Origin of the sequence: uncultured Cocleimonas sp., assembly GCF_947495625.1 — a bacterium.
Lineage (GTDB): Bacteria > Pseudomonadota > Gammaproteobacteria > Thiotrichales > Thiotrichaceae > Cocleimonas.
The window spans coordinates 179,188-205,151 of sequence record NZ_CANLZW010000001.1 but is presented as its reverse complement, the minus strand read 5'-3'; the positions used below and the strand labels follow the sequence as shown (position 1 = coordinate 205,151).

Below are 25,964 nucleotides of genomic sequence, written 5' to 3'. Positions count from 1 at the left end.
TATAGATTGGCTCCCGAATAGTTAATAAAGGTTATAAAAAATGAAAACAATAGGTTTATTAGGCGGCATGAGCTGGGAGTCTACAGAGCTTTATTACCGTTGGATAAATGAAGGGATAAAACAAAACCTTGGTGGATTACATTCTGCCAAGATTGTTTTGCACAGCGTAGATTTTTCAGAAATTGAAAAACTTCAGCATCAGGGAAAATGGGATGAAACAGCTGAAATACTAAAAGCTGCTGCTCAAGGATTAGAAAAAGCAGGCGCTGATTTTATACTGATATGTACTAACACGATGCACCTTGTTGCGCCGCAAATACAACAAGGTATTTCTATTCCGCTATTACATATTGCTGATGCGACAGCAGAAGAAATTGTAAAACAAGGCCTTAATAAAATCGCACTCTTAGGCACTGGTTTTACCATGGAGCAGGATTTTTACAAAGGTCGCTTGATCAGGGAGTATGGCTTGGATGTGATTGTTCCAAACGAGCAAGATCAACAAATCATTCATCAAATTATTTATGATGAGTTATGTCTGGGAAATATCGCAGATTCATCAAGACAGGAATATTTGCGGATTATAGATTCCTTAGTCGAACAGGGTGCTGAAGCGATTATTCTCGGGTGTACTGAAATTACATTGCTGGTTAAACCGGAACATACAACTGCCCTACTTTTTGATACAACAAAAATTCATGCACTTAAAGCTGTTGAAAAGGCATTGTTAGGCTATTGTAAAACTGACGTTAAATAAATTTTTCACTGAGTAGTCTTTATGCAAATGCTTGCTATAGGTTTTACCGCACTGGTAATCGTTTTACACATCTATTTTTTAGTCCTGGAAATGTTTTTATGGGATAAACCCATGGGCCGAAGAGTATTTGGTTTAACTCAGGAATTTGCTACCCAATCAAAAGCAATGGCGGCCAACCAGGGTTTATATAATGGTTTTTTAGCAGCTGGACTAATCTGGGGTTTAAGCCTAGGTGAAAGTGGACGCTCTATTGTTATATTCTTTCTTACTTGCGTAATTGTTGCGGGAATATTTGGCGCACTGACAGTGAGTAAGAAGATTGTTGTGTTTCAGGCATTACCTGCATTTATTGCTCTGATTTTTACATTATAGTAATAAAAAGAGCCTTAAAGTAGGGGGGTGACTTAACTGAATTAGGGATCTTGTTTTGGCTGTTCAGGTCTTGTGACTAACCAGATAGCAATTACACTTAAGACAATAGCTACCCCTGCTCCGGTCATGAAGGCGGGCTTTGCAAAAAACTGAAACAAGATATAGCTAATAGACATGCTAACAACGGCCGCTATTTTACCCTTTCTTGAAACCACGCCATGCAGCATGAAAGCTTCTATCTGAGAACCATACTTAGCGTTGTCATACACTTTTTGCATGAGCTCAGGCGCACCGCGAGACCAGAGCCAAACGGCAATAATCCAAAATACAACTGTAGGAAGTAATGGTACAAACATCCCAAGAAAGCCAATAGCAAAGCTTAGCCAACCCAAAACTATATAGGTGTATTTTCTCAGTTTCATCAAGTTAGCGGGTTTATCCTATTGAAAGATAGATAGTAGATTGTGAATTATGCACGAGAGTTCTTAATAAAATCTACCATCCAGGAACCAACGGTTTTACCATCGACCTCTTTCTTTAATGACTCAATAGCGGCATTAGTGGTGTCTTCACCAATGCGATCTAATCGATTTGTAATTAAAGTTTCTAAATATTCTTTTGAAAATTCAGGGTGTCCTTGAAACGTAACAACGGAATTTAGCTGAAACCCTGCAATGGGACAGAAGTCACTACCAGCAATTAATGTGGCGTCTTTCGGCATTTTCACAACTTGATCTTGATGGCTAGCGCGCATTGACATTGATTCCAAAGGATTCCTCTTCATCCATTCTTGTTGGTTTTTAATTTGCCATTGGTGTACACCAACACCCCAACCTTTATCTGTCGCCCTTTCTACTTTACCGCCCAATGCTTCGGCAATGAGCTGATGACCGAAGCAAATACCAACTGTGGGTATTTGAGCCTGATATAGATCTCTCACCAAATCTTTGGCTTTATGAATCCAGGGAATATCTTCAAACGCACTGAACTTACTGCCAGTGATTATATAGCCATCACAAGCACTTAAATCTATAGGAAACTGATTAGCCGTTAAATCGTATACGCTAATTTCAATCTCATCATCTTGAGATAGGACTAAATCAGCAAACATATCCTGATAGTCGCCATGATTTTCGATTAAATCATCTGCAACGTGATCGCATAGGAGTATCCCGATTCTGATTTCCATTATAAATAACCTAAGGCAAGATTGAAATTTAAGGTATGACGCATCTCAAGCGTATCATAGACTTAAACGAAAGATGAATAGATGCTAAAAGAGAACATTATAAATAACAAAAGAAGTAGGTGTGAAAGATTAAGTGATAATGTATATGTAAGAAAAAACCGATCAAAAACAATAAAAAATGCAAAAATAATAATGGTTAAGCCTAGGTAAAGAAAACACATTGTATATTCAAACGAGTAACGTTAAGGATAAAACGTTCTTTAGCAAAAATAAAAATAATACATATCGGATGTAAGCAATGAACAAAATAAATAACAAAAATAACCACTTCCTTACTAAAGCCTTTATTAGTGTTTTCTTTTTACTCGTCAGTGTGAGTAGCAATGCGCTACAAATGAATCCTTTGTCATTAGTTTTAAAACCTTCTGGTGGCGGAGCTAAACAATCCGTTAGAGTATCTAACGAAAGCAATCAGCCAATCGCGGTTCAGTTTAGTGTTACTACAAGACAACAAATCAATAATAAAGAAGTAAGAAAACCTGCTGATAAGGATTTCATGATCTATCCTCCGCAAACGATTATTCCTGCTAACTCTACACAAAGAGTGAGAGTTGAATGGTTAGGCTCGGGTAAATTACCCCGAGAACAAGCATATCGCCTAATTGCAGAACAAGTTTATGTTTCACTCGAAGAGAAAAATACAACGGGTGTAAAGATGTTAATGACGCTGGTTGGTGCGCTTTATGTTCAGCCTAATGGAACAAAGAGCAATCTATCGGTTAAAAGTGTTCAGCGTCAGGGTAATAAATTAGCGATTACAGTAGCGAATACAGGTAATAAACATCAACTAATGCGTTATGCAACGTTGATATTGCGTAATGGCGGTCAAACAATTCAGCTTAAAGGTAAGCAAATTTTAGGATTGGAAGGCAATAATGTTTTAGGTGGCTCAACTAAACGCTTTTTTATCCCATTACCAAAGAATTTCAGGGATGGGGCCTGGAAAGCTGAAATTAAATACCCTAAATAATAATTCATTAACTAATTTACGGTTATCTATAGCTTAATTTGTGAATTAATTAACAATGAACCAGCAACTCATCAAAATTAACGATTCTAAAGTTATTTTTTGGGTTGCTGGTTTTTTTCTCCTTTTTTACACCCTCTTTTTTACTTCTTCTTCAGTCTCAGCAAAAGAAATAACAGATGCTGAAATAGCTGCTTTCTATCATCAAATTTCTTCTGCTGAAAAATCATCGATTAGACAGCAAAAAAAACTGACTTCTCCAAAGATAAAAAAATCTTACCGGAAAAAATTATCACCTAAACTAAAAAATACCAGTAAACCCAAAAAGGTTGCAGTGTTAAAAAGTACAGGTGATTTAAATAGAAATGATCCCGCATTGATCGCTTTTTATGAAAGTCTGGATATCAAAAAACTTATTCCAGAAGTTCAAAAAAAGTCAGCTCCAAAAGAAAAAAACACTGTAATTGTGGCTCGTAAAGTCACTAAAGAAAATGCTGCTGTAATTGATAATCGCGATACAAGTTATGACAAAACGATAAATAATCAGGCAGATAATCTATATGTAGATATAGATAATAAAGGTAAGGTCACCCCCCCACTTTTAGCCAATAAAATTATAAAAACTCCAGCTAGAGTCGAAGTACTCAGCAGTTCGAGAGAGGAAGTTCCTGAAGCTGATGTAAAAAGCTCTGTAACGTTATCTCAAACTACTAATAACACGGCCCTTTCAAATCAGGGAGTTAGTGATGAAAAAGCTGAACAACCATCCCCAAATAATTCCAAAGCTAGCGATCTAAATGCTTTATTTGCAAAAGCATTTGGTAAAAAGGTTGCAAGTACTCCTAAGGAAGTCACTGCAGAATTAAGAGTCAACAAATCAACGGTTGGTGAATTAAAATTATTTAGTAATACACAGGGCGTTTTAGACAAAGTAGAAACTGAACCATTACTGATTTCTCTCAAAGATGTTTTAAAAGAGCATGTTTATGTTCGCGTAGACGAAAAATTGAAGAGCCAAAAGAAAATTCATTTTTCTGAGTTAAGTAAAATGGGGATTGATGCGGAATATAACCCGACAAATCTAAGTCTTGATTTAAACATTAAGAATGAATTCAGAAAACCCAATATTCTGTCGATGATAAACAGAAAGAAAGCATCAGTTAGAGCCGAGAATAAAATAAAGGCTAATGACATTAGTACTTTTATTAATGCATATACCACTGTTGGTTTAAATTCTCAGAACACTAGTGAAGCTGATTTCAAAATGAAATTAGAAGGAAGTTTGAATATTGGCGATAGAGTATTAGAGACAACCTTAGATATTCGAGATGAAGAATACGTATTCAGTAATACAACACTTACCTTTGATCAGCCTGAGAAATTGAAGCGTTATACCTTAGGCAATATATCTTCAGGAAATAGAAACTTTCAAGAAAACTTGTCTTTAAATGGAATCAGAGTGAGTAAAGAATTCTTTATGGATCCTGAGTTGCAGATAAGACCACAAGCGAATGAATCACTGGTTCTTGATTCAGACTCGGAAGTAGAAGTATTCATAAACAATCAATTAATCCGTCGTTTTTACTTAAAAGAAGGGGTTTATTCTTTAGAAGATATTGGTCTATATAACGGTGCAAATAACATACGGGTTCGCATAAAAGACGAGTTTGGAAAAATTACAGTCAAAAGTAGTGAGCAGTTTTATGACTCTCACTTATTAAAATCAGGCTTGTCTCTGTACGCTTTCAGTGTCGGTTATTTGAGTAATGAAGAAGGTTACACCAACGATAGTTTAGAAGATGAATTGATCCTAAGTGGCTACTATCAAAAAGGTTTAACCAAAGACCTTACATTGAGCGTAGACGCTCAAATCACCCCTAATAGTTACTTATTGGGAACTGAAGTTTTAACATCTGTGGCTTTAGGCTCAATAAAGAACAGTTTTGCCGTTAGTGGCGGTGCTGATAATCAGGATACAGGTTATGCGACAAGCTTCGAGTTTAGACCAAATAAGAAAAGAGAATATATTAGTCTAGATACCTTAAGAGAAGATATGCTCGGACTTGAACCACCGATAAATGACTTTCTGAATGGTTGGACAATTACGGGCGAATATCGAAGTGAAAACTTTTCACAAATTAATGAAGTGCAATTAGATACGGTTGATGAATTAGGCAATATCGTAGAAGTAAGCAATCAACGTCTAAAGTCGAATTTTCAAACGAACTTCAGTTTGAACTTAAGTGAAAAGTGGAATGGTTATTTAAACCTCGGAATATCCGATTATTATGATGCTGATGAAAATATCTATGCAAGCCTGAATACCACCAGGCGATTTGATAATGGTGTGTCTCTCAGTTTAGGTGCGCGATATGACAGTGAAGATGATTTTTCAATGAGCATGCAACTCTCTGTTCCTTTATCACATAAATCAAGCCGTCGTAAAAAGAGTCTCGATGTATTAGTGAATACCAAAGACAGCACTCTAGAATCGAAATTAAGTGTAAAACCAACAAGTTTAGTGGGCACAAACAGTTTGGCAGGGTCTTTAGAACATTATCAAGATGATGATACAAGACAGCAGAACCTTAACGTTCAGTATAGGCACAACAGATTTGAATCCACATTCGCTGCACATAATAGATACAGTATGTCTGATAGTGAAAATACTCAGCAATTGAATGTAGGTTTTAATACGAGTTTAGCCTGTGTGGGCGGAAACTGCGCTACTTCATACCCTATTAATGATAGTTTTGCATTAGTTACGGGGCCTTCTAATCAGGAAGCACCCATTGCCATTAATAACGGTAATAATCGTTTTAGATACTCGGAAGATAATGACACTGGTTTGCCCGATAACTATACGGCTTTGATACCTGGTAAGGGAGATAGTGCTGTGGTGCGTTTAGATTCATACCGTTATCAAAACATTAATATCGATGAAAGCACATTGCCTAATGGTTACGATACTGAAAAAACAGAGTTTGAAGTATTACCAAAATATCATCAAGGTTTCTTAATTAAAGCAGGTGGTGAACCACAGACTATTTTAGATGGAATGTTAGTTAACACTGCAAATAAACCTCTAGGGTTTAAAGGAGGTCAATGGGTGCCTGTTTCAAATAATAATGCTAAAGAAGAAAACACCATTGCATTCTTTTCTAATAAAGCGGGTCGTTTTAGAGTTATTTCAATTCCCGCAGGAACATATAAATTAGAATTATTCGATTATCCCGATATGGATTCTATCCAGATTACTGTTCCTGACTTAAAAGGTGAAGTCCACAAAGTGGGTAACTTAATCATAGGTGAATAAGTAAAACCCCTCTGTATAGCCATTTTGGAAAAGGGTAACAGATACACGGTAGAAAACTGAATGTTTTATTCAGGAAGCATTCAGCTAAAAATGGATAAGATATATCCAAGGTCAACAATATAAAAATTAACGGTTACCTTGTTTTAAAAAACAAACCCATAACAAACCCTTTTAAAATAAAAAATAGGAAAAACAATGAAATTTACTAAATCTATTCTTGCGTCTGCTGTTCTTTTAGCAACTAGCTCTTTCGCTATTGCGGCAACAGATTCTACAGATATCGAAATCAATGTAACTAAAGATGCATACGTAAACCTAATTGGCACATTAGCTGGAAATACTTCTGTAGTTCTTGCTGAAGCAGATGTTAATGGTGCGACTACTACTCTTGGTACGCTAGGTACAGAAGCTAACACTACTGGTGGTTGTACTGTTGCAGTATCTTCGGTAAATGATTTCAAATTACAGCATGATACAGTTGCTGCTTTGTACCTACACGGTGCTTCTAATTACTCAGTAAGCTGGGCAGGTACTACATATACAGCTGGCGCTCCGAACGCTGCAACTTTAACTTCTTGTAACAATGCTTCAAGTGCTTTCAACATGACTTCACCTGCTATTTCTGGTGTAGTACAAGCTGGTACTTACTCTGATACTGTTACTTTAACTGTAACAACTCAGTAGTAGTTAAAAGTTATGATTTGAAGCAATAACTGCTTCAATGAAAAAAGCCGCATCGAAAGATAGCGGCTTTTTTGTGGAACAAAATTATGTCTAGGTCAATTTAGAGATTCATTGTTCCCAAAAAACTCACTCTTGGCAGGAGGCATTTGTAAAAAATAGCCATTTTCTTTTAGTATTCTTAACACTTCTTCTGATTCTGCTTTTACTAATTTACGATCTTTGCTTAGATCAAACTCAAAAGAGAATACGACTTCACCTAATAATTTCATTAGAGACTCAGGTACATCTTCGAAATTGTCTCTTTCAACAAGATAGAGGTACATACCTTGTTTTTTATTACTGCGGTAGACATAACAATTCATCGGTTTGCTTTTTTAACCATGAGTAATACTTGTTTTATTGTCGCAATCGGAATTTCATTTTCATAATCTCCTTCAACCACCACACTACTCGCACTTACTGCTTTAATTCGACCTTCAATCTCTTCATTTTGTTGATTGGTTATTTTAACTATACGGCCTTGTAATGTACTTATTTGATTAACGGGTACTGGGTCAAAATGCATCGAATATAACGCTTTGCTAGGCAGGCCAAGCATCTTTGATTCATCAATAGGGTTGTATTGTGCTCTTGGTGGAGTGAGATTATTATTTGAGGCAGTACCCTTATTTGTAACAATGCGTTGAGTGTTATCTGAACTGCGTATTACAGTCTCTGGTGAAGTGTTATTTCTGTGAGCAAGGTAATTATTAACGGTTTTATTGGCACCTAGAATCCATGATCCCCCCGCCAGAACTAGTCCTACTAACCCCATCAGGAACTTACCTCTGCCTTTATCCCATAGTGAAGGCAGTGTAACTACGTTGAGCACAGGTAATGCTGCGATTACTCCCGTCACAAAATGGTGTTTAAAGCCGGTAACTATATAAGTGAGATAACTCACTAAAAATAATAAAACGCCAATGCCTAAAATAATGGTAAGTACTAGTTCGATCAAAAGATGTTCCCCTTTTGGGCATTATTGTACATGTTCGAGATTAATGTTGCATATCGAATACCCTTAAAAAACGCTTATAAGTGGGGGGGTGCCTTTAAATTTTAATAAGGTCCTGAAAAACAAAGCATTTCGGTTTTCATTAAATATATTTTGCATAATTTTCTTAAAAGAAAATTATGTTTTGGAAATGTTTAAGGGCTATTTAATATTTTGTTTGTCAGTTTTTATGATTGTAATACCCATAAAATATTTTCGTTTTACTTTCTTATTTAGGATTTAAAGGGTAAATTTTTTTCAAAATTTTAATACATATAGTAATTATGTATTATATATCAGTAATTTAAGTCTATTTTGACAAAGAGCAAAAATTTGCGTAATTTGTACAATTACAAAAAATCGAAAAATAGAGTAAAAATAATATAAAGGGACATGTGGATTTATGTTTATTAGTAAAAGGCAAAATAAAATTCTCGATATGCTAAAAAAACTGGATCAGGTTTCTGTTGAAGATCTGGTCGCTGAATTTAATGTGACTCCGCAAACTATTCGAAATGATCTTAACGAACTCGATAAAGCAAAAAAACTGGTGAGGGTTCATGGTGGAGCGAGACTGCTTAATAGTCGCGGCAATGTCGAGTATGAAGCAAGAAGACAGATCGCAGCATCACAGAAAGTACTGATTGGCAAAGCAGCGGCTGAAATGATTCCCGATAATGCTTCCCTCTTCATCAATATAGGAACCACTACTGAAGCATTCAGCGATGCACTTGTAGATCATAAAGGCTTAATGGTTATAACCAATAATATCAATGTTGCCAGTAGGTTAAGACTATATTTAGAAAATGAAGTAATTATTACTGGCGGCGTAGTAAGATCATCAGATGGCGGGATTGTGGGTGAAGCTGCGGTTGATTTTATTGAGAACTTTAAAGTCGATTACGCCATTATTGGCTCTTCAGCAATAGACTCTGATGGCTCATTATTAGACTTTGATTTTCGAGAAGTAAAAGTAGCTCAAGCCATTATCAAAAATGCACGTCACGTTATATTGGTTGCAGATTCAACTAAACTTAAACGCAGCGCACCAGTGAGAATTGGTCACATCTCTCAAATAGATACATTCGTCACAGATATTATTGACGATAATGAGTTTAGGGAGATTTGTGAGGAGTCTGAAGTAAAGGTTATCGAAGTAGAGGCCACCTAACGAGTCTAGATAACTTTTACAGTACTCAACAATTATTTTCTCATGACTTTCGTTTGACATTCGTTTTGTTTTCAAATATCTTTCCTATTCGTAATTTATGAAGCAAATTCAGAAAATGTATAAATACATAGGAGAATGTATTGTCTGAGATAGATGATATTTTCGTCATTGGTGGCGGAATAAATGGATGTGGCATAGCTCGCGATGCTGTTGGCCGTGGTTATTCTGTTCGTCTAGCTGAAATGAACGATCTGGCAAGTGGCACATCATCCTGGTCATCAAAACTCATTCATGGTGGTTTGCGTTATCTGGAGTATTACGAATTCAGGTTGGTACGTGAATCCTTGGGTGAACGTGAAGTGCTTTTAAAAATGGCACCGCATATCATCTGGCCGATGCGTTTCGTTTTACCCCATCACAGTGATATGCGTCCAGCCTGGTTATTGCGACTAGGTTTATTTCTTTATGATCACATCGGTAAGCGCAAGTTATTACCCGGCACTTCTCAGGTTAATTTAAAAACGTCTGTTATAGGAAAACCGTTAAAAAAAATATTTTCAAAAGGATTTGAGTACTCAGATTGTTGGGTGAATGATGCTCGTCTAGTCGTTTTGAATGCAAAAGACGCTCAAGATCGTGGCGCAAAAATAGAAACTCGCTCTAAAGTTGTCTATGCTTGTAGAGAGAAAGACTATTGGAACATTACGACAGAAGATGTTCGTACCGGGGATAGGAAACAGCATAAAGCTCGTTTGATAGTGAATGCTGCAGGACCCTGGGTAGATAAAGTGCTCGATGAAACGATGAGCAGCAACAACGCTAAAAATGTTCGACTGGTACAAGGAAGTCATATCGTTGTCCCAAAACTTCATGATCATGACAGAGCATATATATTTCAAAATAGCGACAACCGCATTATTTTTGCGTTGCCTTACGAGAATGATTACACCCTCATAGGAACCACGGATCATGATTTCAAAGGTGATCCGATAAACGCCAAAATCACTGATTCTGAAGTTTCGTATTTATGTTCAGCTGCCAGTGAGTATTTCGAAAAACCGATCAAAATTGAAGATATCGTTTGGTCATATTCAGGTGTTCGCCCTCTTTATGACGATGGTGCAACAGAGGCACAAGAGGCGACACGAGATTATGTGTTACGCGTTGATGGCAAAGGTGATGAGCCAAAACTAGTGAATGTTTTTGGTGGAAAAATCACTACTTACCGCAGATTGGCAGAGTCAATGCTCGAGAAAATTGAGGATTTGATCGGAAGTCGAAAAGATTCATGGACTGCAGATTCTTCCCTCCCTGGTGGTGATTTCGCAGTTTCTGACTATGATTTATTAGTGTCGAAATTAAAGGCTGAATTCCCTTTTATAGAGCAATCTTTGGCTCAAAGGTTGATTCGCTCTTATGGTACCAAAGCTTGGGTACTGATGGATGGTGCGGTTAAGCTTGAAGATATGAGACATGATTTTGGTGGTTCGCTGACAGAACGAGAAGTCATGTATTTGATAAAACACGAGTGGGCAGAAACTGCGGAAGATATTGTTTGGAGAAGATCCAAACTTGGTATTCGCCTTAGCGATCAGGAAATAAAAGAATTAGATAATTGGCTACAACAAAACCAATAAATAAAAGTAAATAAGCAAGAAACAAAGCAGAGGAGCTGGAATTGTTAGAATTGCGTAATGTGAGTAAAAAGGTAGGAAATACCTTTCACATAAATGATGTGTCTTTGAAATTAGAGAAAGGGTCTTTAAATGTCCTTCTAGGGCCAACTTTGTCTGGAAAAACGTCATTGATGCGATTGATGGCGGGTCTTGATAAACCAACCTCAGGCGATATTTTGATGGACGGCGCTAGTGTGGTTAAAACACCTGTGCAAAAACGTAATATTGCGATGGTATATCAGCAATTCATTAACTACCCAGGCTTTACTGTTTACGAAAATATTGCCTCTCCCTTACGAGTAGCAGGAGTTGATAAAGTATCAATAGATAAGAAGGTTCGTGAAGCTGCAGAGTTGATGAAGCTTTCGCCATATCTTGATAGAGGAGTTTTGTATTTATCGGGTGGTCAACAGCAAAGAACCGCACTGGCAAGAGCATTAGTAAAAGGCGCAGAACTTGTTTTACTTGATGAGCCATTAGCAAATTTAGACTATAAATTACGTGAAGAACTGAGAATAGAACTGCCTCGTATTTTTGCAGAGACTGGTGCTATATTTGTTTATGCGACTACAGAACCACAAGAAGCTTTATTACTAGGTGGTGATACTGCGACATTACATGAAGGCCGTATCACACAATTTGGCCAGACAATTGATGTACACAATAATCCTTCAGATTTAGTCACGGCACAAACCTTTTCCGATCCACCCATGAATGTGATTCCGATGCAAAAGCAAGGCGCACAATTCGCCTTTTCTCAAGGTAAGGTTGACTGCCCTGAAGATCTATCTGGATTATCAGACGGTTCTTATAGTATTGGTATTCGCCCACATCACTTAATGCTCAGTGAGCCAAAGCAATCATCAGTGAAAGTTGTGGCACCTGTTTCTACTTCAGAAATAGCTGGATCAGAGACGTTTGTTCATGTGGCTTTCGATGACATAAAACTGGTGATACTTACACACGGTGTACATCGAGTAGATATCGGTGAGCAAATTCAGGTTTATATGGATCCAGCGAAATTTTTTATATTTGATGGAGAGAATAAACTCATATCTGCTCCAAAGACGGGAGCAGCATAATGGCTCAAATCACACTTGATAAACTGGCGCACTCCTACCTGCCAAATCCAAAAACCGATCATGATTTTGCATTAAAAGAGCTTGATTATGCTTGGGATGATGGTGGAGCTTATGCTCTTTTGGGACCTTCAGGCTGTGGTAAAACAACGCTTCTAAATATCATATCAGGGCTATTAGTTCCATCTAATGGACAGATACTCTTTGATGGAAAAGATGTGACAAACCTACAACCTGAGCAACGCAATATTGCTCAAGTTTTTCAGTTTCCAGTTATTTATGACACGATGACTGTTCGTCAAAATCTCGAATTTCCACTTAAGAATCGTAAAGTGCCAAATGATGAAATATCAAAGCGAGTTTCTGAAATGATAGACATTCTGGATTTAAGCGAAAAAGCAGATAGAAAAGCACGCGGACTTACTGCTGACGAAAAACAAAAGATTTCGCTGGGTCGTGGTTTAGTTCGTTACGACGTGAACGCTATTCTGTTTGATGAGCCATTGACGGTTATTGATCCGCACATGAAGTGGCAACTTCGAACTAAATTAAAAGATCTGCATCGTCAATTCGGTCACACCATGATTTACGTAACACACGATCAGACAGAAGCATTGACCTTCGCCGATAAAGTCGTGGTTATGTATGAAGGTGAAGTGGTTCAAATAGGGACGCCAGAGGAACTGTTTGATGAACCTAAACATACCTTTGTTGGTTATTTTATTGGATCGCCAGGTATGAATATTTTACCTGCTGAAGTCAGTGGTAATCAGGCAAAATTGGGAAATCATACAGTTACTCTAAAAGGAGCTTACCCAGATTTAGCAGGAAAAATTGAGCTTGGTATTCGTCCTGAATTTTTGACCCTTACAAATTCGGAATCGGGAATTCCCGCACAAATTAATGGTGTTGAAGACATAGGCCGTTTCAAGATTGTTCGTGCAAGTATTGAAGGCGTTGAATTGAATGTTGTTTTAAATGAAGGAGAAAACATTCCTGCTGAGCCTAAATTGATCTTCGATTCAACACGAATAAATATTTACCAGGATGATCATTTGGTTCGTTCCCTAGAAAATGAAAAAGGTATTTAGATCATGGATAAGACATATAACAACAAAGCCTGGTTACTGGTAATACCGGTTTTTTTGCTGGTTGCTTTATCTGCAATTATTCCAATAATGACTGTGGTTAACTATTCCGTGCAGGATACCTTTGGCGGTAATAAATTTTTCTGGGTAGGTACAGAGTGGTTTACTGATGTCCTTAGATCTGAGCGTTTTCATGATGCTTTAGGTCGTAATCTTTTGTTCTCATTTATCATTCTCTGTATAGAAATTCCTTTAGGTATTTTGATTGCATTATCAATGCCAAAAAAAGGTATTTGGGTTCCTATTTGCTTGGTTTTGATGGCACTTCCGTTACTCATTCCATGGAATGTTGTAGGAACTATTTGGCAGATTTTTGGAAGAGCAGACATCGGACTGCTTGGTCATACAATGGCTGCGCTTGGAATTGACTATAATTATTCAAGTAATGTATTCGATGCGTGGGCTACAATTATTATTATGGATGTCTGGCATTGGACAAGCCTTGTTGTATTACTGTGTTATGCCGGTTTAGTTTCTATTCCTGAAGCCTATTATCAAGCAGCTAGAATTGATGGTGCCTCGAAATGGTCGGTTTTTCGTTACATACAATTACCAAAAATGCAGGGCGTTTTAATTATCGCTTTTCTGCTTCGATTCATGGATTCATTCATGATTTATACAGAGCCTTTCGTTCTCACAGGTGGTGGTCCAGGTAACTCAACAACGTTTCTTTCAATCGATCTTGTAAAGCAAGCTATTGGCCAATTTGATTTAGGCCCTGCTGCGGCGATGTCGCTTGTTTACCAACTAATCGTGTTGCTGGTTTGCTATGTCTTTTTCACAGTAATGAGTAATGTGGGAACCGATAAGCCAGAGGTGGAGGAATAATTATGTCTGATAATAATAAACCGACTACACATTTGGTTGAAGGTGCACTGCGTCAGGCAAACCAAATGAAAAAACCAAAAAATTTTAGATGGTTTACTCCTTCTCTTTATATTTTCTTTTTGATGTTGCCGATTTACTGGCTCGTGAATATGAGCTTTAAAACGAACCAGGAAATTCTCTCTAAATTTACACTTATTCCTGATAATCCAACATTAAGCAATTATGCGGTAATTTTCAGCGATCCGTCTTGGTATAACGGCTACATAAATTCGATTATTTATGTAGTGATGAATACGGTTATTTCAATTTCAGTGGCCCTGCCAGCGGCTTATGCATTTTCTAGATATCGTTTTCTAGGTGATAAGCATATGTTTTTTTGGTTGTTATCGAATCGTATGGCACCCGCAGCAGTATTCGTACTTCCATTTTTTCAACTATATTCATCCTTTGGTTTGATTGACACTCATATAGCCGTAGCGCTCGCTCATTGTTTGTTTAATGTTCCCTTAGCAGTTTGGATATTAGAAGGGTTCATGTCTGGCATTCCAAAAGAAATTGATGAAACAGCCTATATAGATGGTTATTCATTTCCAAAATTCTTTATAAAAGTATTCACACCATTAATTGCTTCTGGAATAGGAGTGGCAGCATTCTTCTGCTTTATGTTTTCTTGGGTTGAATTATTGATAGCTAGAACATTGACCACTGTTGATGCAAAACCAATAGCCGCAATTATGACAAGAACGGTGGGAGCTTCAGGGGTTGATTGGGGCGTTTTAGCAGCGGCAGGAGTATTAACCATTATTCCTGGTGCATTAGTTATTTACTTTGTTCGAAATTATATCGCTAAGGGTTTTGCCCTAGGCCGCGTTTAAACAATTAAAAGGAGTATCAAATAATGGATCTCTCTTGGATGGCATGGACCGGTCCGACTGCACTTTTCTGGTTAGGAATTGTGAGTTGCCTGGTCATTATGATGGTATGGGAATATTTTTCACCGGGTGGAAATCCACGGGTAGGTATTTTACGTTTCGAAACAACAAGGGGTGATCGTTTGTTTATATCATTGCTTGGTAGTGCATTTATCCACCTCGCTTGGCTAGGCTTTATAGGTCCTGGTTTGTGGTGGGCTCTCGGTATTTCATTTGTTTATGCCATTGGCGTATTTAAAACAGTATGAAGTCAAAATGGGAACATACACTAGAAAGTATGTCCCTTCAATCTACATAAAATCTTAAAGGAGGATTTTATTATGCGAAAACATTTACTAATATCTACAGCAGTAGCTGGTTTGATGTTAGGGATGAGTTCTGCACAAGCTGATATGGCTGCTGCAGATAAGTTTCTAACAGACGAAATCGCTGGCGTCTCAGTGTTAAATGCTGATGAACAGAAAGCAGAAATGAAGTGGTTTATCGATGCAGCCAAACCGTTCAAGGATTTGAAAATTAAGGTTGTTTCAGAAACTATTGGTACGCATGAATATGAATCCAAGGTTCTTGCACCAGCATTTACAGCCATTACAGGTATAGAAATCACTCATGATTTGATTGGCGAGGGCGATGTAGTTGAGAAACTTCAAACTCAAATGCAATCAGGTGAGAACATCTATGATGGCTATGTAAATGATTCCGATTTAATTGGAACACACTGGCGTTACAAACAAGTAAGAAACCTGACAGACTGGATGGATGGAGAAGGTAAAGACGTTACAAATCCAGGTCTTGATATTAAAGACTTTATCGGCACATCTTTTACAACCGCACCTGATGGGAAACTCTATCAGCTCCCTGACCAACAGTTTGCAAACCTTTATTGGTTCAGAGCCGATTGGTTCGATGACGCAAAAAACAAAGGGGATTTCAAAGCTAAATATGGCTACGACCTAGGTGTTCCAGTGAACTGGTCAGCGTATGAAGATATTGCTGAGTTTTTTACAGGACGTGACCTATCGCGCTTAGGCGTTGATGGGAAAGTGTATGGCAATATGGACTATGGTAAAAAAGATCCATCACTTGGCTGGCGCTATACTGATGCCTGGATGTCAATGGCGGGTATGGGTGATGTCGGAGAACCAAACGGGCTTCCTGTTGATGAGTGGGGTATTCGTGTAAATGACAAGTCACAACCAACAGGTTCTTGTGTTGCACGTGGTGGCGCGACTAATTCACCTGCTGCTGTTTATGCGGTAACTAAAGCAATCGAATGGTTGAAGAAGTATTCTCCACCTGAAGCTGCTGGTATGACATTTGGTGAAGCAGGACCAGTTCCAGCGCAAGGTAATGTTGCTCAACAAATGTTCTGGTATACAGCCTTTACTGCTGCAACAGTTAAACCTGATCTCCCAGTAATGAATAAAGACGGTACTCCTAAATGGCGGATGGCTCCTTCACCACATGGTGCTTACTGGAAAGAAGGTACAAAAATTGGTTATCAGGATGCAGGTTCATGGACATTGATGAAGTCTACTCCAACTGATAGAGCAAAAGCGGCATGGTTGTATGCTCAGTTTGTGACCTCTAAAACTGTTGATTTGAAGAAATCTGATGTGGGTCTTACCTTCATTCGAGAATCTACCATTAACGCTAAGCACTTTACAGATCGTGCGAATAAGCTTGGTGGATTGATTGAATTCTATCGCTCACCTGCTCGTGTTCAGTGGTCTCCAACTGGAACAAATGTACCTGATTATCCTAAGCTAGCTCAACTTTGGTGGCAGAATATTGGTGATGCCATGTCTGGTTCTAAAACGGCACAAGGAGCATTAGATGGTTTATGCGCTGCACAGGAAAAAGTATTAGCTCGTATCGAGCGTGCAGGTGTTCAAGGTGATCTTGGTCCTAAGTTAAATGAGGAAAAAGATGCAGAATACTGGTTAGCTCAAGCTGGTGCACCTAAACCAAAATTAGCAAATGAAAAGCCTCAAGGCGTTACTATTTCATACGACGAACTTGTTAAGAGTTGGACTCAGTAGTAAGTACTTACTATGCACGTCTAGAGGTTTAGACGTGCACTCCTCCTGCATCGCTTAAAAAGGATGCGATTTGGACTTGAGGCAACTCAGGTCCTTTTTTAATTATATGTTTTGTACAAAAAAATGGAGACAGTTATGGCTTCTTACATTCTGGCGATAGATCAAGGTACAACATCCTCTCGCGCTATTCTATTTGATGATGCTTTTCATATTATCTCATCAGCACAACAGGAGTTCACTCAACATTTTCCCGCATCGGGTATGGTCGAACATGACGTTGAAGAAATTTGGCATAGCGTTGTGGCAACTTGCAGAAAAGCTATTGCTGATGCCGGAATAAAAGCGACACAAATTGCCGGTATTGGAATCACAAACCAACGTGAAACTACAGTCATCTGGGAAAAGTCTTCAGGTAAACCCATACATCACGCGATTGTTTGGCAGGACAGACGTACTTCTAGTTTTTGTAATGAATTAAAAGCGAGTGGCTACGAAGAAACGGTTAGAGATAAAACAGGGCTTTTGCTTGACCCTTATTTTTCTGCAACAAAAATTAACTGGTTGCTCAATCATGTGGATGGCGCTAGAAAGAAGGCGAACAACGGAGAGTTACTATTCGGAACAATCGATACCTATTTATTATGGCGTCTTACCGATGGTGCTTCGCATAAAACAGATGCGACAAACGCTTCCCGAACGCTACTTTTTAATACGGAAAAGAATGAGTGGGACGATGAATTACTGAAAATATTTAACATTCCGCGGGCAATTCTTCCAACTGTTGAAGATTGTGCTGCTGAGTTTGGTAATACCGTAACAGATTTATTTGGTGCTTCAATTCCAGTACTTGGAATTGCCGGCGATCAGCATGCTGCCGTTTTAGGGCAAGCGTGTTTTTCTCCCGGAATGATCAAGTCAACTTACGGAACAGGTTGTTTTGTTATGTTGAATACCGGCGAGCAACGAGCGGTATCGAACAACCGTCTACTTTCAACTATCGCTTACAGAATCGATGGTAAAACGACTTATGCATTAGAAGGTTCAATCTTCATTGCGGGAGCTGCTGTACAGTGGCTCCGAGATGGATTGAAAATCATTGATGATGCGAGTCAAACTGGAGGTCTTGCTGCTGAAGCTGATCGTAGTCAAGATGTCATTATGGTTCCTGCATTTGCTGGTCTCGGCGCACCCTATTGGGAGCCGGATGTTAGAGGAGCAATATTTGGACTAACGCGCAACACGGGACCACGAGAATTATCACGAGCTGCTTTAGAAGCGGTTTGTTACCAAACACGTGATTTGGTTGATGCCATGAAAAAGGATTGGCAAGGGCAAAAGGAAGAAAGTGTACTCAGAGTTGATGGCGGTATGGTGGCTAGCGATTGGACGATGCAATATCTCGCAGACACACTTGCTACTTCTATTGATCGACCTTCTATTCTTGAGACAACAGCTTTAGGCGCCGCTTGGCTTGCTGGAATGAAGAGTGGTGTTTGGCCAGATATGGAAGGATTTTCCAAATCGTGGAAACTCCAGAACCGTTTTGAACCGCGATTGGATGAAGCTAAACGTGCTTGTCGATACAAGGCTTGGCGTGCGGCAGTTGAAAGTACTATTGCTCAATCAAAAGCTAGTTCAAATGATAATTAACCATTTCAGAAAATGACTAAATAAGAATTAAAGGAAAAAGCTAATGACTAATAATGGATTTAGTAACGATCTTCTATCAGGTAAGACCGTTGTAATAACTGGTGCAGGTCGCGGTATTGGTTTAGCCATAACCAAAGCAATGAAACAATGTGGCGCAAAAGTAATCGCTCATAGTGGTCGTTCAGGAACTGCTGGTGCTCTTGCAGATATCACAGATTCTGTTTTTGAAGCCGATATGACTGATGCAAATTCAATAGAAGCATTTGTGAAATTTGTACAAGCAGAAACATCAACTATCGATGTGTTAATCAATAATGCGGGAACAATGCTAGGTCGTTTTCCGGCTGATGAACTTACTAGCGATCAATACCAAAAACTTGTCGATCTTAATCAAACTTCGGTTGTGATAATCACCAGTGCATTAATTCCATCTTTGCGTAAATCACAAAATGCTTCAATCATAAATACGGTATCAATTTCTGCAACAACAGGCGGAAGTCCTGGTTCTTCTATTTATAGTGCGACAAAGGCTTTTGTCAGTACCTATACAAAGGCGCTCGCCAGAGAATTAGCGCCAGATAATATTAGAGCAAATGCCGTTTCTCCGGGAACGATCACCACGGATTTCCATAAGCGTTATTCCAGTGAGGAAAAGTTAGAAGCGACTAGATTATCGATACCTCTTCAGCGCCTGGGTTTACCCGAAGATTGTGCGCCTGCTTATGTGTTCTTATCTTCTGAAAAGTTATCAGGTTATATTACTGGTCAAGTGCTGGAAATTAACGGTGGTCAGTTGATTGCCTGATTCATTAGGCCTTATCTAAAACAGCTAGTGGATTTATCGTTTCACTCATTGCCTCTTATCAGGGAGAAATAGAGGGTAGAGTTATATTTAGCTATAATTATCTTTCATAAAAAATAATAATGCTAAATTGCTATGAATCTTGCTGTAGTTTTTAGTCGTACCAATGATGGTATCGACGCTCCTTTGGTAACTGTAGAAGTCCATCTTAGTAATGGTCTTCCAGGCTTTGCGATCGTAGGGCTCCCAGAGCTGGCAGTCAAAGAGAGTAAGGATCGCGTCCGTGCAGCTATTATTAATTCCCGTTTCGAATTTCCAGCAAAAAGAATTACGGTCAATTTAGCGCCTGCAGATTTGCCAAAAGATGGGGGGCGTTTTGACTTGCCTATCGCTTTGGGGATTTTAGCGGCATCAGGGCAAATATCAGAGAGCGCCTTGGCAGATTACGAGTTTATCGGAGAACTAGCCTTGGGAGGTCAACTGCGCCCAGTAAAGGGCGTATTACCAACAGCCTATGCTGCCAGCGAAGCAGATAGAAAACTCTTTCTTCCTCAGGAAAATGCAAACGAAGCCAGTTTAATTAAAGACCTAGAAGTCTTTCCAGCCTCTCATTTATTACAGATCTGCGCTCACTTGACCGATACTGAAAGATTATTGGCTCATGAAAATACCGAAATAAACAATGAAGTAAAGTACGCTAGTGATTTAAGCGAAGTAAAAGGTCAGTTTCAAGCGAAACGGGCTTTAGAAATAGCCGCAGCTGGCAATCATAATTTACTGATGATCGGCCCACCCGGAACTGGAAAAACAATGCTTGCCTCAAGGTTAGCAACCATACTTCCACCGATGTCAGAAAAGGAATCTTTAGAGTCAGCGGCAATCGCATCAATTAGCGATCAGGGGTTTGATTCCAGTCAGTGGGGGCTACGACCGATAAGAGATCCGCATCATACTTCTTCGGGTGTTGCATTGGTCGGTGGAGGAGCAAAAGTTCGTCCGGGAGAAATCTCACTAGCGCATAACGGCGTATTGTTTCTTGATGAATTGGTGGAGTTTGATCGCAAGGTACTTGATGTATTGCGTGAGCCGTTAGAAACAGGCTGCATAACCATCTCAAGGGCAGCAAGACAAGCGACCTACCCTGCCCGTTTTCAGTTAATTACTGCAATGAACCCGTGTCCACAAGGTCGAGATTGCGATTTCAAAAGTAATTGCCACTGTTCGTTAGAGCAACAGCGAAAACATCGCTCTAAGTTATCAGCGCCATTCTTAGACAGGATAGATTTACAGATTGAAGTGTTGCGTTTACCGCGTGAAGACTTGCAAAGCCCGAGCACAGGAGAAACCAGCGCGACAGTTCGCGCAAGGGTTATCGACGCGAGAAATAGACAACTTCAACGTCAACAAAAAGCCAATCACTTTCTAAGCAATAAAGAAATCGAGAAGTACTGTAAATTAAGCGAAGCGGATGAAAACTTACTGGCTCAGGTAATGGAAAAATTTAAACTTTCGGCCCGTGCTTATCATCGTATTCTAAAAGTTGCGCGAACCATTGCGGACATAGAAGGCAGTGAACATATTCAAACAACGCACCTAAGCGAAACCATTAGCTATCGAGCTATGGATCGCATGAACGGTGTTTAGGTTTTAGTAAGAAATTAATAATTAAGTCACCCCCCCTACTTTTGGGCACTTTTTTAAGATAAATCAAAAAAAGCGCCTAAAAGTAGGGGGGTGTCATTAGATTTATACTAGACTCATATTCCGATTACAAAATGTTCGTGAATATGACTTCTTCTACTGTTCTTTCTAAAGATGAAATTCGCCAGAATTTTGCTTCTGCCATGTCTGATATGTACCAGCAGGAGGTACCTGAATATGGTCGATTGTTATCGTTAGTGAAGCAATCCAATAATAATTTCATCCAGCAAAATTCAATCACATTATCGTTGGATGAAGATTCTTTACTAGCCAAAGAACATCATGGCGCAATTCGTGTTGGAACAGCTGAAGAGCTATCGGCACTAAGACGCGTTTTCAATGTTATGGGTATGTTCCCAGTAGATTATTATGATTTGAGTGTAGCCGGAATTCCTGTTCATTCCACAGCTTTCAGAGCATTAGAACCCGAACAGTTACTAATCAGTCCATTTCGTGTTTTTACTTCGCTATTGCGGTTAGATTTAATCGCTGATGAAGGACTGCGTGAAGAAGCTCAACAGATACTTTCTACCAGAAATATTATCACTGATGAATTAGTAGCTTTGCTCGATAAATCAGAAAGTCAGGGTGGCTTAAACGAACAAGATGCTGCTGTGTTTGTTGCCGAGGCACTCGAAATATTTCGCTGGCATCAACAGGCAAATGTAAAAAAAGAACAATACAATGCATTGAATAATACACACCGATTGGTCGCTGATGTTGTGTCTTTCAAAGGTCCACATATCAATCATTTGACACCAAAGGTGTTGGATATTGATGAGATTCAAAGTGAGTTTAAGAATCAGGGTTTCAAAGCAAAAGCCATCGTTGAAGGACCGCCAAATAGAGACTGTGATATCTTATTACGTCAGACCAGTTTTATCGCACTAGATGAAGCAGTCTCATTCACGGATGACGAAACGGGAACACATACAGCCAGATTCGGAGAGGTAGAACAAAGAGGTATAGCATTAACACCTAAAGGGCGTGCGTTCTACGATGAGCTACTAAATCTTGCGCGGAGTAATAAAAGCGACAAGGTAGATTATGCAACGACCTTGAAAAATGCTTTCACCGATTTTCCCGATAGTTATGAGGAATTAAGAAAGCAAGAGCTGGCATATTTCAGCTACTTTGATACCAAGCAACCTTGCCCTCTTGATAAGCAAAAACGTTCTTTAGAAGCACTTATCGAAAGCGGGAATATTGATTTCAAGCCGATCAGATACGAAGACTTTTTGCCAGTCAGTGCTGCGGGGATTTTTACATCTAATTTAGCGCAGGATAATGACACTGAAAATGAGATTCAACAAAGCCCAAACAAGGATAGCTTTGAAAAAGCATTGGGTACTAAAGTGATCAATGCTTTTGATCTATACCAGAGTCAGCAACAAGCTTCTATTGAACGCGCATTAGCTGAATACTGATTTTATGTGGATTTTTCCGTGGGATCGGCTTTCAACCCTTTAACTTTTCGTTTTAGTGAAGAGTTGATATTGATTGATTTTTCCACACCATCCAGACTTTTTAGTAAATCTGACATCATTTCATCAAAATCAGTAACATCAGATTCAGAGGCTAGTTTTTCTTCTTTGAAGTCGATTACATCATTTTTAGCAGAGTCACTGCTCTTCGTTTCTGTGACTTTAAGTTCAGAGCCGTTAAGTTCTGCGACTTTAGGTGTATCAACGACAAGAGTATCAACGGCAAGTGTATCAACAACGATCGTTGTGTCTTCTGCGCTTCTACTGTCTATGTAGTCATCGCAGATTTTTTCAATACTGAGCCATTCGTTATCGCCAATAGATACTTCTGTTTTTGAGCTAGAGCTAGAATTAAGATCACTAAATAACTCTGTGACTAAATGTTCACAGTGCTCAATCTCTTTTGTTTCTTTTGCGATAGATTCTTCTTTAGGCACTTCATTTTCTAAGACATCTAATTCCACTTCTTCTTCGTATTCATGTTCTGTGAATTCTTGGACTGGGTCGCTATATAACTCAGCAACAGAATTGTTTTCAGTGTCTTCTATATATTCCTTTATAGGGTCTATTTCCGTTATAGGTTCTTGATGGGTAATATTACGCTCTTTCAATTCATACTCATCAATACCAGGTGCAGGATAGTATTTTGGTTCATCAAAATTTATCGCTGTGTAAGAATAAATTTCGCGTCGATATCTAATCAGTAACCATCCTAAAATCAAGACCATTGATAAATAAGCCAGATTTTTAGGTGATGTATTATTGGAATAATCCTGGATTAAACTACTTAGCATGTGATTAAAACCCTCATCAGTTTTTGAAATAGATGATTGTTTCAACATACTTAAGGTTACCGCTTCAGCCGCAGTGGAACTTGAAGTAGTTTCAGGATACAGCTCATCTTCTATGATGACGTCTTCGGGTGCGAATCCCTGACTTTGTAATATCTCTTGATTTTTTTCATTGCTAATTTTTAGTTTAATCAATGACGACTTTAAATCTACTAACTGGCCGTCCTTTTCAAATATGATGGCATCTTTTGCAGATAGCTCTGTTTCCATTTTCGATAGGCCAGATTGAGCTTGATCAAGCTCAGATCTAAGTTCACGGATACGCTTTTCTAAATTTGATGTATCTGGATTTATAATTGGTGAGACAACAGTTTCAGCATTATTATTAATACTCGTTGTTGCCAGCTTTTCTGTAACAGATTCTTTATTGGTGGCAATTATACCTGTTAGCTTAGTTGGCATATTGATAACATTTGTTCTTGCACTGCTGTTGGTGTCATCAATTTTCTGAGGAGAATCTTTAACGGATGTGCTAGTAACAGAACTGTCAGTTAATTTCTGAGCGTTTAACGCTTCTTCTTTTGGTTTTGTATCAACGTTAGATTTTTTATCAGACGTATATGTAATTCCTTCAATAGCGTTTAGTTTTGGTAACACTAATACAGAACCAACTTTCAGTTTGGTTATATTGTTTTTCTCAAAAGATTGAGGGTTTTCAGTATAAATTGCTTTCATCATTTTGGTGAAAGATACATTCTTGTAACCAATATCTTTTGCTATTTTTGTTAATGTGTCGCCTTCTTTTACTCGGTATTCATTTTCTTCAAGTACTCTTGTTTCATCAATACTTGTTGAATTTTGATTCGATGTACTCAGAGATAGTTGATCAAGCGAAAGGTCAGTTTTGGACTTCGTTTCTGCAGTATTTTCGGTAGACGCCGTCTTTTCTGATGCTATTTTGCTAGGCTTAACCTGTGTAGATTCTGAGCTGATTGCCACTGTAGTCACAGTAGGTGTTTCAACTTTTGGGGCTTTCTCTGCAGGTGCAGATGCTACTTCGTTAAAAGAAGGAATTTTCAGTGTGGCGCCTGCTTTTAACTGACTCTTGTTATTCTGGGAGAAAGCTTCGGGGTTGGCCGTAAATATAGCATTCATCATCTTGGTAAAAGATGTGTTTTTATCGACAAATTTTTGTGTGATTTTAGACAGGCTATCGCCCTTAACAACTTTGTAGGTATCCTTAGAAAGCACTACTTCTGAAACTTTAGGGGTTTTACCTTTAAATTCGATTTTCTTTGCAATGTTATTCAAACCAGTTAACTCTTTGTGTGAAGGCAAAGTTAAAACAACGCCTCTTTTAATCTTGTCGATATCCCCACGAATGAATGCTTTCGGATTTTTATCAAAAATTGCACGCATCATTTTATTCAGCGAAATATCATTGGGTTTGTATTGTTTAGCAATTCGAGATAATGAATCACCTGACTTTATTTTGTGATTTTTTGCCTTATTGGTAACAACACTTGTCGATGAATAGGTGACAGGTAAGTCGTTATTGCTAATTTCACTTTCATTGCTTTGGTAGGTCGCATCATTTATCGCTTCTGAGGATGAATCGTTAGAAAATTCAAAAAGCGTAGGTTGGCCCTGCGTTATTTGTGATTCAGCCTGGTAGCCCTGAGGATCAAGCAGAACGGTGTAATCCTGATAGAGAACACCTTCTGGTCCTTCTATTTCCAATACAAAATTTAAAAAGGGGAGCTGGATTGGAGAATTTGAGCTTATTTGAATAACAGGTTTATTCGATTGGTTGACGATGTGAAATTGTAAATTATTAAGAATGGGTAGCCTTTCGGCACCGATCTGATCAAACACATGTTGTGGAGCAAGCCGTACTGATAATTGACGAGTGCTTTCTACACTAGTAAATAAAAAAGGTATGGAGCCCTTAAATGGTTGATTAAGGTATGACGTCGCATTTATGTCTCCCAGATTTAGACCGACCGAGTTGTTCGGCATAGCCTGGGCAATGCTAATTGTTGGCGTCGCAAATGCTACACAGCTTGCTAGCACAAGAGCTTTCTTCTTCACGCATTTTCCTTTTATTTTTTTTATTATTACGTAAGGTTTTTCTAGTACGCATTTAATATCTTTCTCGCACTATCCAATTTATTGCATAAGTCGATATTAGGCGATTATTAGATGATGAACGGTATATGAGTTTTTTTATGGGGGTAATAAGTTAACTTAGTCAAGTTATCTAGTTAGACTAGAAAGTGATA

At 38.6% G+C, this 25,964-nt stretch carries 22 protein-coding genes; 17 read left to right on the top strand and 5 right to left on the bottom strand.

What is annotated here, in order from left to right:
* The first annotated feature begins 40 nt into the window (after positions 1-40).
* The gene (locus Q1A31_RS00875) at positions 41-757 is read left to right on the top strand and encodes an aspartate/glutamate racemase family protein (RefSeq protein WP_299870979.1); all 717 of its coding nucleotides are present in this window, start codon (positions 41-43) and stop codon (positions 755-757) included.
* 21 nt (positions 758-778) lie between these two features.
* A complete protein-coding gene (locus Q1A31_RS00870) occupies positions 779-1,129 on the top strand; it encodes a DUF1304 domain-containing protein (protein ID WP_299870977.1) in 351 nt (116 codons plus the stop codon).
* A gap of 41 nt (positions 1,130-1,170) precedes the next feature.
* Here Q1A31_RS00870 and Q1A31_RS00865 read toward each other — a convergent pair whose 3' ends face one another.
* Together Q1A31_RS00865 and Q1A31_RS00860 are read right to left on the bottom strand one after the other, a co-directional pair.
* Positions 1,171-1,551, bottom strand: a complete 381-nt coding sequence (locus Q1A31_RS00865; protein WP_299870975.1) for a YbaN family protein — start codon at positions 1,549-1,551, stop codon at positions 1,171-1,173.
* Positions 1,552-1,598: 47 nt separating this feature from the next.
* On the bottom strand, positions 1,599-2,318 hold the full coding sequence (locus tag Q1A31_RS00860; RefSeq protein WP_299870973.1) for a gamma-glutamyl-gamma-aminobutyrate hydrolase family protein: 720 nt from the start codon (positions 2,316-2,318) through the stop codon (positions 1,599-1,601).
* Between the two features lie 298 nt (positions 2,319-2,616).
* On the opposite strand from Q1A31_RS00860, the gene Q1A31_RS00855 reads away from it, so the two are divergent.
* From Q1A31_RS00855 to Q1A31_RS00845, 3 genes are all read left to right on the top strand, one after another.
* Positions 2,617-3,348, top strand: a complete 732-nt coding sequence (locus tag Q1A31_RS00855) for a molecular chaperone (protein WP_299870971.1) — start codon at positions 2,617-2,619, stop codon at positions 3,346-3,348.
* 55 nt (positions 3,349-3,403) lie between these two features.
* Positions 3,404-6,661, top strand: coding sequence for a fimbria/pilus outer membrane usher protein (locus Q1A31_RS00850; protein ID WP_299870970.1), 3,258 nt, complete (start codon positions 3,404-3,406; stop codon positions 6,659-6,661).
* 195 nt (positions 6,662-6,856) lie between these two features.
* Positions 6,857-7,345: a hypothetical protein gene (locus tag Q1A31_RS00845; RefSeq protein WP_299870968.1), complete on the top strand. Its 489-nt coding sequence runs from the start codon at positions 6,857-6,859 to the stop codon at positions 7,343-7,345.
* A gap of 95 nt (positions 7,346-7,440) precedes the next feature.
* Here Q1A31_RS00845 and Q1A31_RS00840 read toward each other — a convergent pair whose 3' ends face one another.
* Positions 7,441-7,707 carry a YcgL domain-containing protein gene (locus Q1A31_RS00840; protein ID WP_299870966.1) on the bottom strand — a complete coding sequence of 89 codons (267 nt, stop codon included), beginning with the start codon at positions 7,705-7,707 and terminating at the stop codon, positions 7,441-7,443.
* Positions 7,704-8,342, bottom strand: coding sequence for a hypothetical protein (locus tag Q1A31_RS00835; RefSeq protein ID WP_299870964.1), 639 nt, complete (start codon positions 8,340-8,342; stop codon positions 7,704-7,706). Before Q1A31_RS00835 ends, Q1A31_RS00840 begins: the two co-directional genes overlap by 4 nt.
* Before the next feature lie 439 nt (positions 8,343-8,781).
* Here Q1A31_RS00835 and Q1A31_RS00830 point away from each other — a divergent pair, with 439 nt between their 5' ends.
* The 12 genes from Q1A31_RS00830 (at position 8,782) to Q1A31_RS00775 (ending at position 22,834) form a co-directional block, all read left to right on the top strand.
* Positions 8,782-9,549, top strand: a complete 768-nt coding sequence (locus Q1A31_RS00830; protein ID WP_299870963.1) for a DeoR/GlpR family DNA-binding transcription regulator — start codon at positions 8,782-8,784, stop codon at positions 9,547-9,549.
* Between the two features lie 140 nt (positions 9,550-9,689).
* Complete coding sequence (glpD, locus tag Q1A31_RS00825; RefSeq protein WP_299870962.1) at positions 9,690-11,186, top strand: glycerol-3-phosphate dehydrogenase; 1,497 nt, start codon at positions 9,690-9,692, stop codon at positions 11,184-11,186.
* Between the two features lie 41 nt (positions 11,187-11,227).
* Positions 11,228-12,307 (top strand): ABC transporter ATP-binding protein, encoded by a 1,080-nt coding sequence (locus Q1A31_RS00820; protein WP_299870960.1) that lies wholly within the window; start codon positions 11,228-11,230, stop codon positions 12,305-12,307.
* Positions 12,307-13,395, top strand: a complete 1,089-nt coding sequence (locus tag Q1A31_RS00815) for an ABC transporter ATP-binding protein (RefSeq protein ID WP_299870959.1) — start codon at positions 12,307-12,309, stop codon at positions 13,393-13,395. Before Q1A31_RS00820 ends, Q1A31_RS00815 begins: the two co-directional genes overlap by 1 nt.
* Before the next feature lie 3 nt (positions 13,396-13,398).
* Positions 13,399-14,280 (top strand): carbohydrate ABC transporter permease, encoded by an 882-nt coding sequence (locus Q1A31_RS00810; RefSeq protein ID WP_299870957.1) that lies wholly within the window; start codon positions 13,399-13,401, stop codon positions 14,278-14,280.
* Between the two features lie 65 nt (positions 14,281-14,345).
* A complete protein-coding gene (locus tag Q1A31_RS00805; RefSeq protein WP_299871117.1) occupies positions 14,346-15,155 on the top strand; it encodes a carbohydrate ABC transporter permease in 810 nt (269 codons plus the stop codon).
* A 23-nt stretch (positions 15,156-15,178) separates the two neighbouring features.
* Positions 15,179-15,460 carry a DUF2160 domain-containing protein gene (locus Q1A31_RS00800; protein ID WP_131904724.1) on the top strand — a complete coding sequence of 94 codons (282 nt, stop codon included), beginning with the start codon at positions 15,179-15,181 and terminating at the stop codon, positions 15,458-15,460.
* Positions 15,461-15,532: 72 nt separating this feature from the next.
* Positions 15,533-17,254, top strand: coding sequence for an ABC transporter substrate-binding protein (locus Q1A31_RS00795; protein ID WP_299870953.1), 1,722 nt, complete (start codon positions 15,533-15,535; stop codon positions 17,252-17,254).
* A 135-nt stretch (positions 17,255-17,389) separates the two neighbouring features.
* The gene (gene glpK, locus Q1A31_RS00790) at positions 17,390-18,904 is read left to right on the top strand and encodes a glycerol kinase GlpK (protein ID WP_299870951.1); all 1,515 of its coding nucleotides are present in this window, start codon (positions 17,390-17,392) and stop codon (positions 18,902-18,904) included.
* Positions 18,905-18,947: 43 nt separating this feature from the next.
* Positions 18,948-19,709 (top strand): SDR family NAD(P)-dependent oxidoreductase, encoded by a 762-nt coding sequence (locus Q1A31_RS00785; RefSeq protein ID WP_299870949.1) that lies wholly within the window; start codon positions 18,948-18,950, stop codon positions 19,707-19,709.
* 132 nt (positions 19,710-19,841) lie between these two features.
* Positions 19,842-21,350, top strand: a complete 1,509-nt coding sequence (locus Q1A31_RS00780) for a YifB family Mg chelatase-like AAA ATPase (RefSeq protein ID WP_299870947.1) — start codon at positions 19,842-19,844, stop codon at positions 21,348-21,350.
* Between the two features lie 143 nt (positions 21,351-21,493).
* Positions 21,494-22,834, top strand: a complete 1,341-nt coding sequence (locus Q1A31_RS00775) for a VOC family protein (RefSeq protein WP_299870945.1) — start codon at positions 21,494-21,496, stop codon at positions 22,832-22,834.
* A 2-nt stretch (positions 22,835-22,836) separates the two neighbouring features.
* On the opposite strand, the gene Q1A31_RS00770 is transcribed toward Q1A31_RS00775, so the two are convergent.
* The gene (locus tag Q1A31_RS00770; RefSeq protein ID WP_299870944.1) at positions 22,837-25,773 is read right to left on the bottom strand and encodes a FimV/HubP family polar landmark protein; all 2,937 of its coding nucleotides are present in this window, start codon (positions 25,771-25,773) and stop codon (positions 22,837-22,839) included.
* Between the last annotated feature and the right edge of the window lie 191 nt (positions 25,774-25,964).

Excerpts from the sequence above, each read along its gene's own strand:
- Q1A31_RS00875 (WP_299870979.1), top strand. The coding sequence starts at position 41 with ATGAAAACAATAGGTTTATTAGGCGGCATGAGCTGGGAGTCTACAGAG.
- Q1A31_RS00870 (WP_299870977.1), top strand. The coding sequence starts at position 779 with ATGCAAATGCTTGCTATAGGTTTTACCGCACTGGTAATCGTTTTACAC.
- Q1A31_RS00865 (WP_299870975.1), bottom strand. The coding sequence starts at position 1,551 with ATGAAACTGAGAAAATACACCTATATAGTTTTGGGTTGGCTAAGCTTT.
- Q1A31_RS00860 (WP_299870973.1), bottom strand. The coding sequence starts at position 2,318 with ATGGAAATCAGAATCGGGATACTCCTATGCGATCACGTTGCAGATGAT.
- Q1A31_RS00855 (WP_299870971.1), top strand. The coding sequence starts at position 2,617 with ATGAACAAAATAAATAACAAAAATAACCACTTCCTTACTAAAGCCTTT.
- Q1A31_RS00850 (WP_299870970.1), top strand. The coding sequence starts at position 3,404 with ATGAACCAGCAACTCATCAAAATTAACGATTCTAAAGTTATTTTTTGG.
- Q1A31_RS00845 (WP_299870968.1), top strand. The coding sequence starts at position 6,857 with ATGAAATTTACTAAATCTATTCTTGCGTCTGCTGTTCTTTTAGCAACT.
- Q1A31_RS00840 (WP_299870966.1), bottom strand. The coding sequence starts at position 7,707 with ATGAATTGTTATGTCTACCGCAGTAATAAAAAACAAGGTATGTACCTC.
- Q1A31_RS00830 (WP_299870963.1), top strand. The coding sequence starts at position 8,782 with ATGTTTATTAGTAAAAGGCAAAATAAAATTCTCGATATGCTAAAAAAA.
- Q1A31_RS00815 (WP_299870959.1), top strand. The coding sequence starts at position 12,307 with ATGGCTCAAATCACACTTGATAAACTGGCGCACTCCTACCTGCCAAAT.
- Q1A31_RS00810 (WP_299870957.1), top strand. The coding sequence starts at position 13,399 with ATGGATAAGACATATAACAACAAAGCCTGGTTACTGGTAATACCGGTT.
- Q1A31_RS00805 (WP_299871117.1), top strand. The coding sequence starts at position 14,346 with ATGAAAAAACCAAAAAATTTTAGATGGTTTACTCCTTCTCTTTATATT.
- Q1A31_RS00800 (WP_131904724.1), top strand. The coding sequence starts at position 15,179 with ATGGATCTCTCTTGGATGGCATGGACCGGTCCGACTGCACTTTTCTGG.
- Q1A31_RS00795 (WP_299870953.1), top strand. The coding sequence starts at position 15,533 with ATGCGAAAACATTTACTAATATCTACAGCAGTAGCTGGTTTGATGTTA.
- glpK (WP_299870951.1), top strand. The coding sequence starts at position 17,390 with ATGGCTTCTTACATTCTGGCGATAGATCAAGGTACAACATCCTCTCGC.
- Q1A31_RS00785 (WP_299870949.1), top strand. The coding sequence starts at position 18,948 with ATGACTAATAATGGATTTAGTAACGATCTTCTATCAGGTAAGACCGTT.
- Q1A31_RS00780 (WP_299870947.1), top strand. The coding sequence starts at position 19,842 with ATGAATCTTGCTGTAGTTTTTAGTCGTACCAATGATGGTATCGACGCT.
- Q1A31_RS00775 (WP_299870945.1), top strand. The coding sequence starts at position 21,494 with ATGACTTCTTCTACTGTTCTTTCTAAAGATGAAATTCGCCAGAATTTT.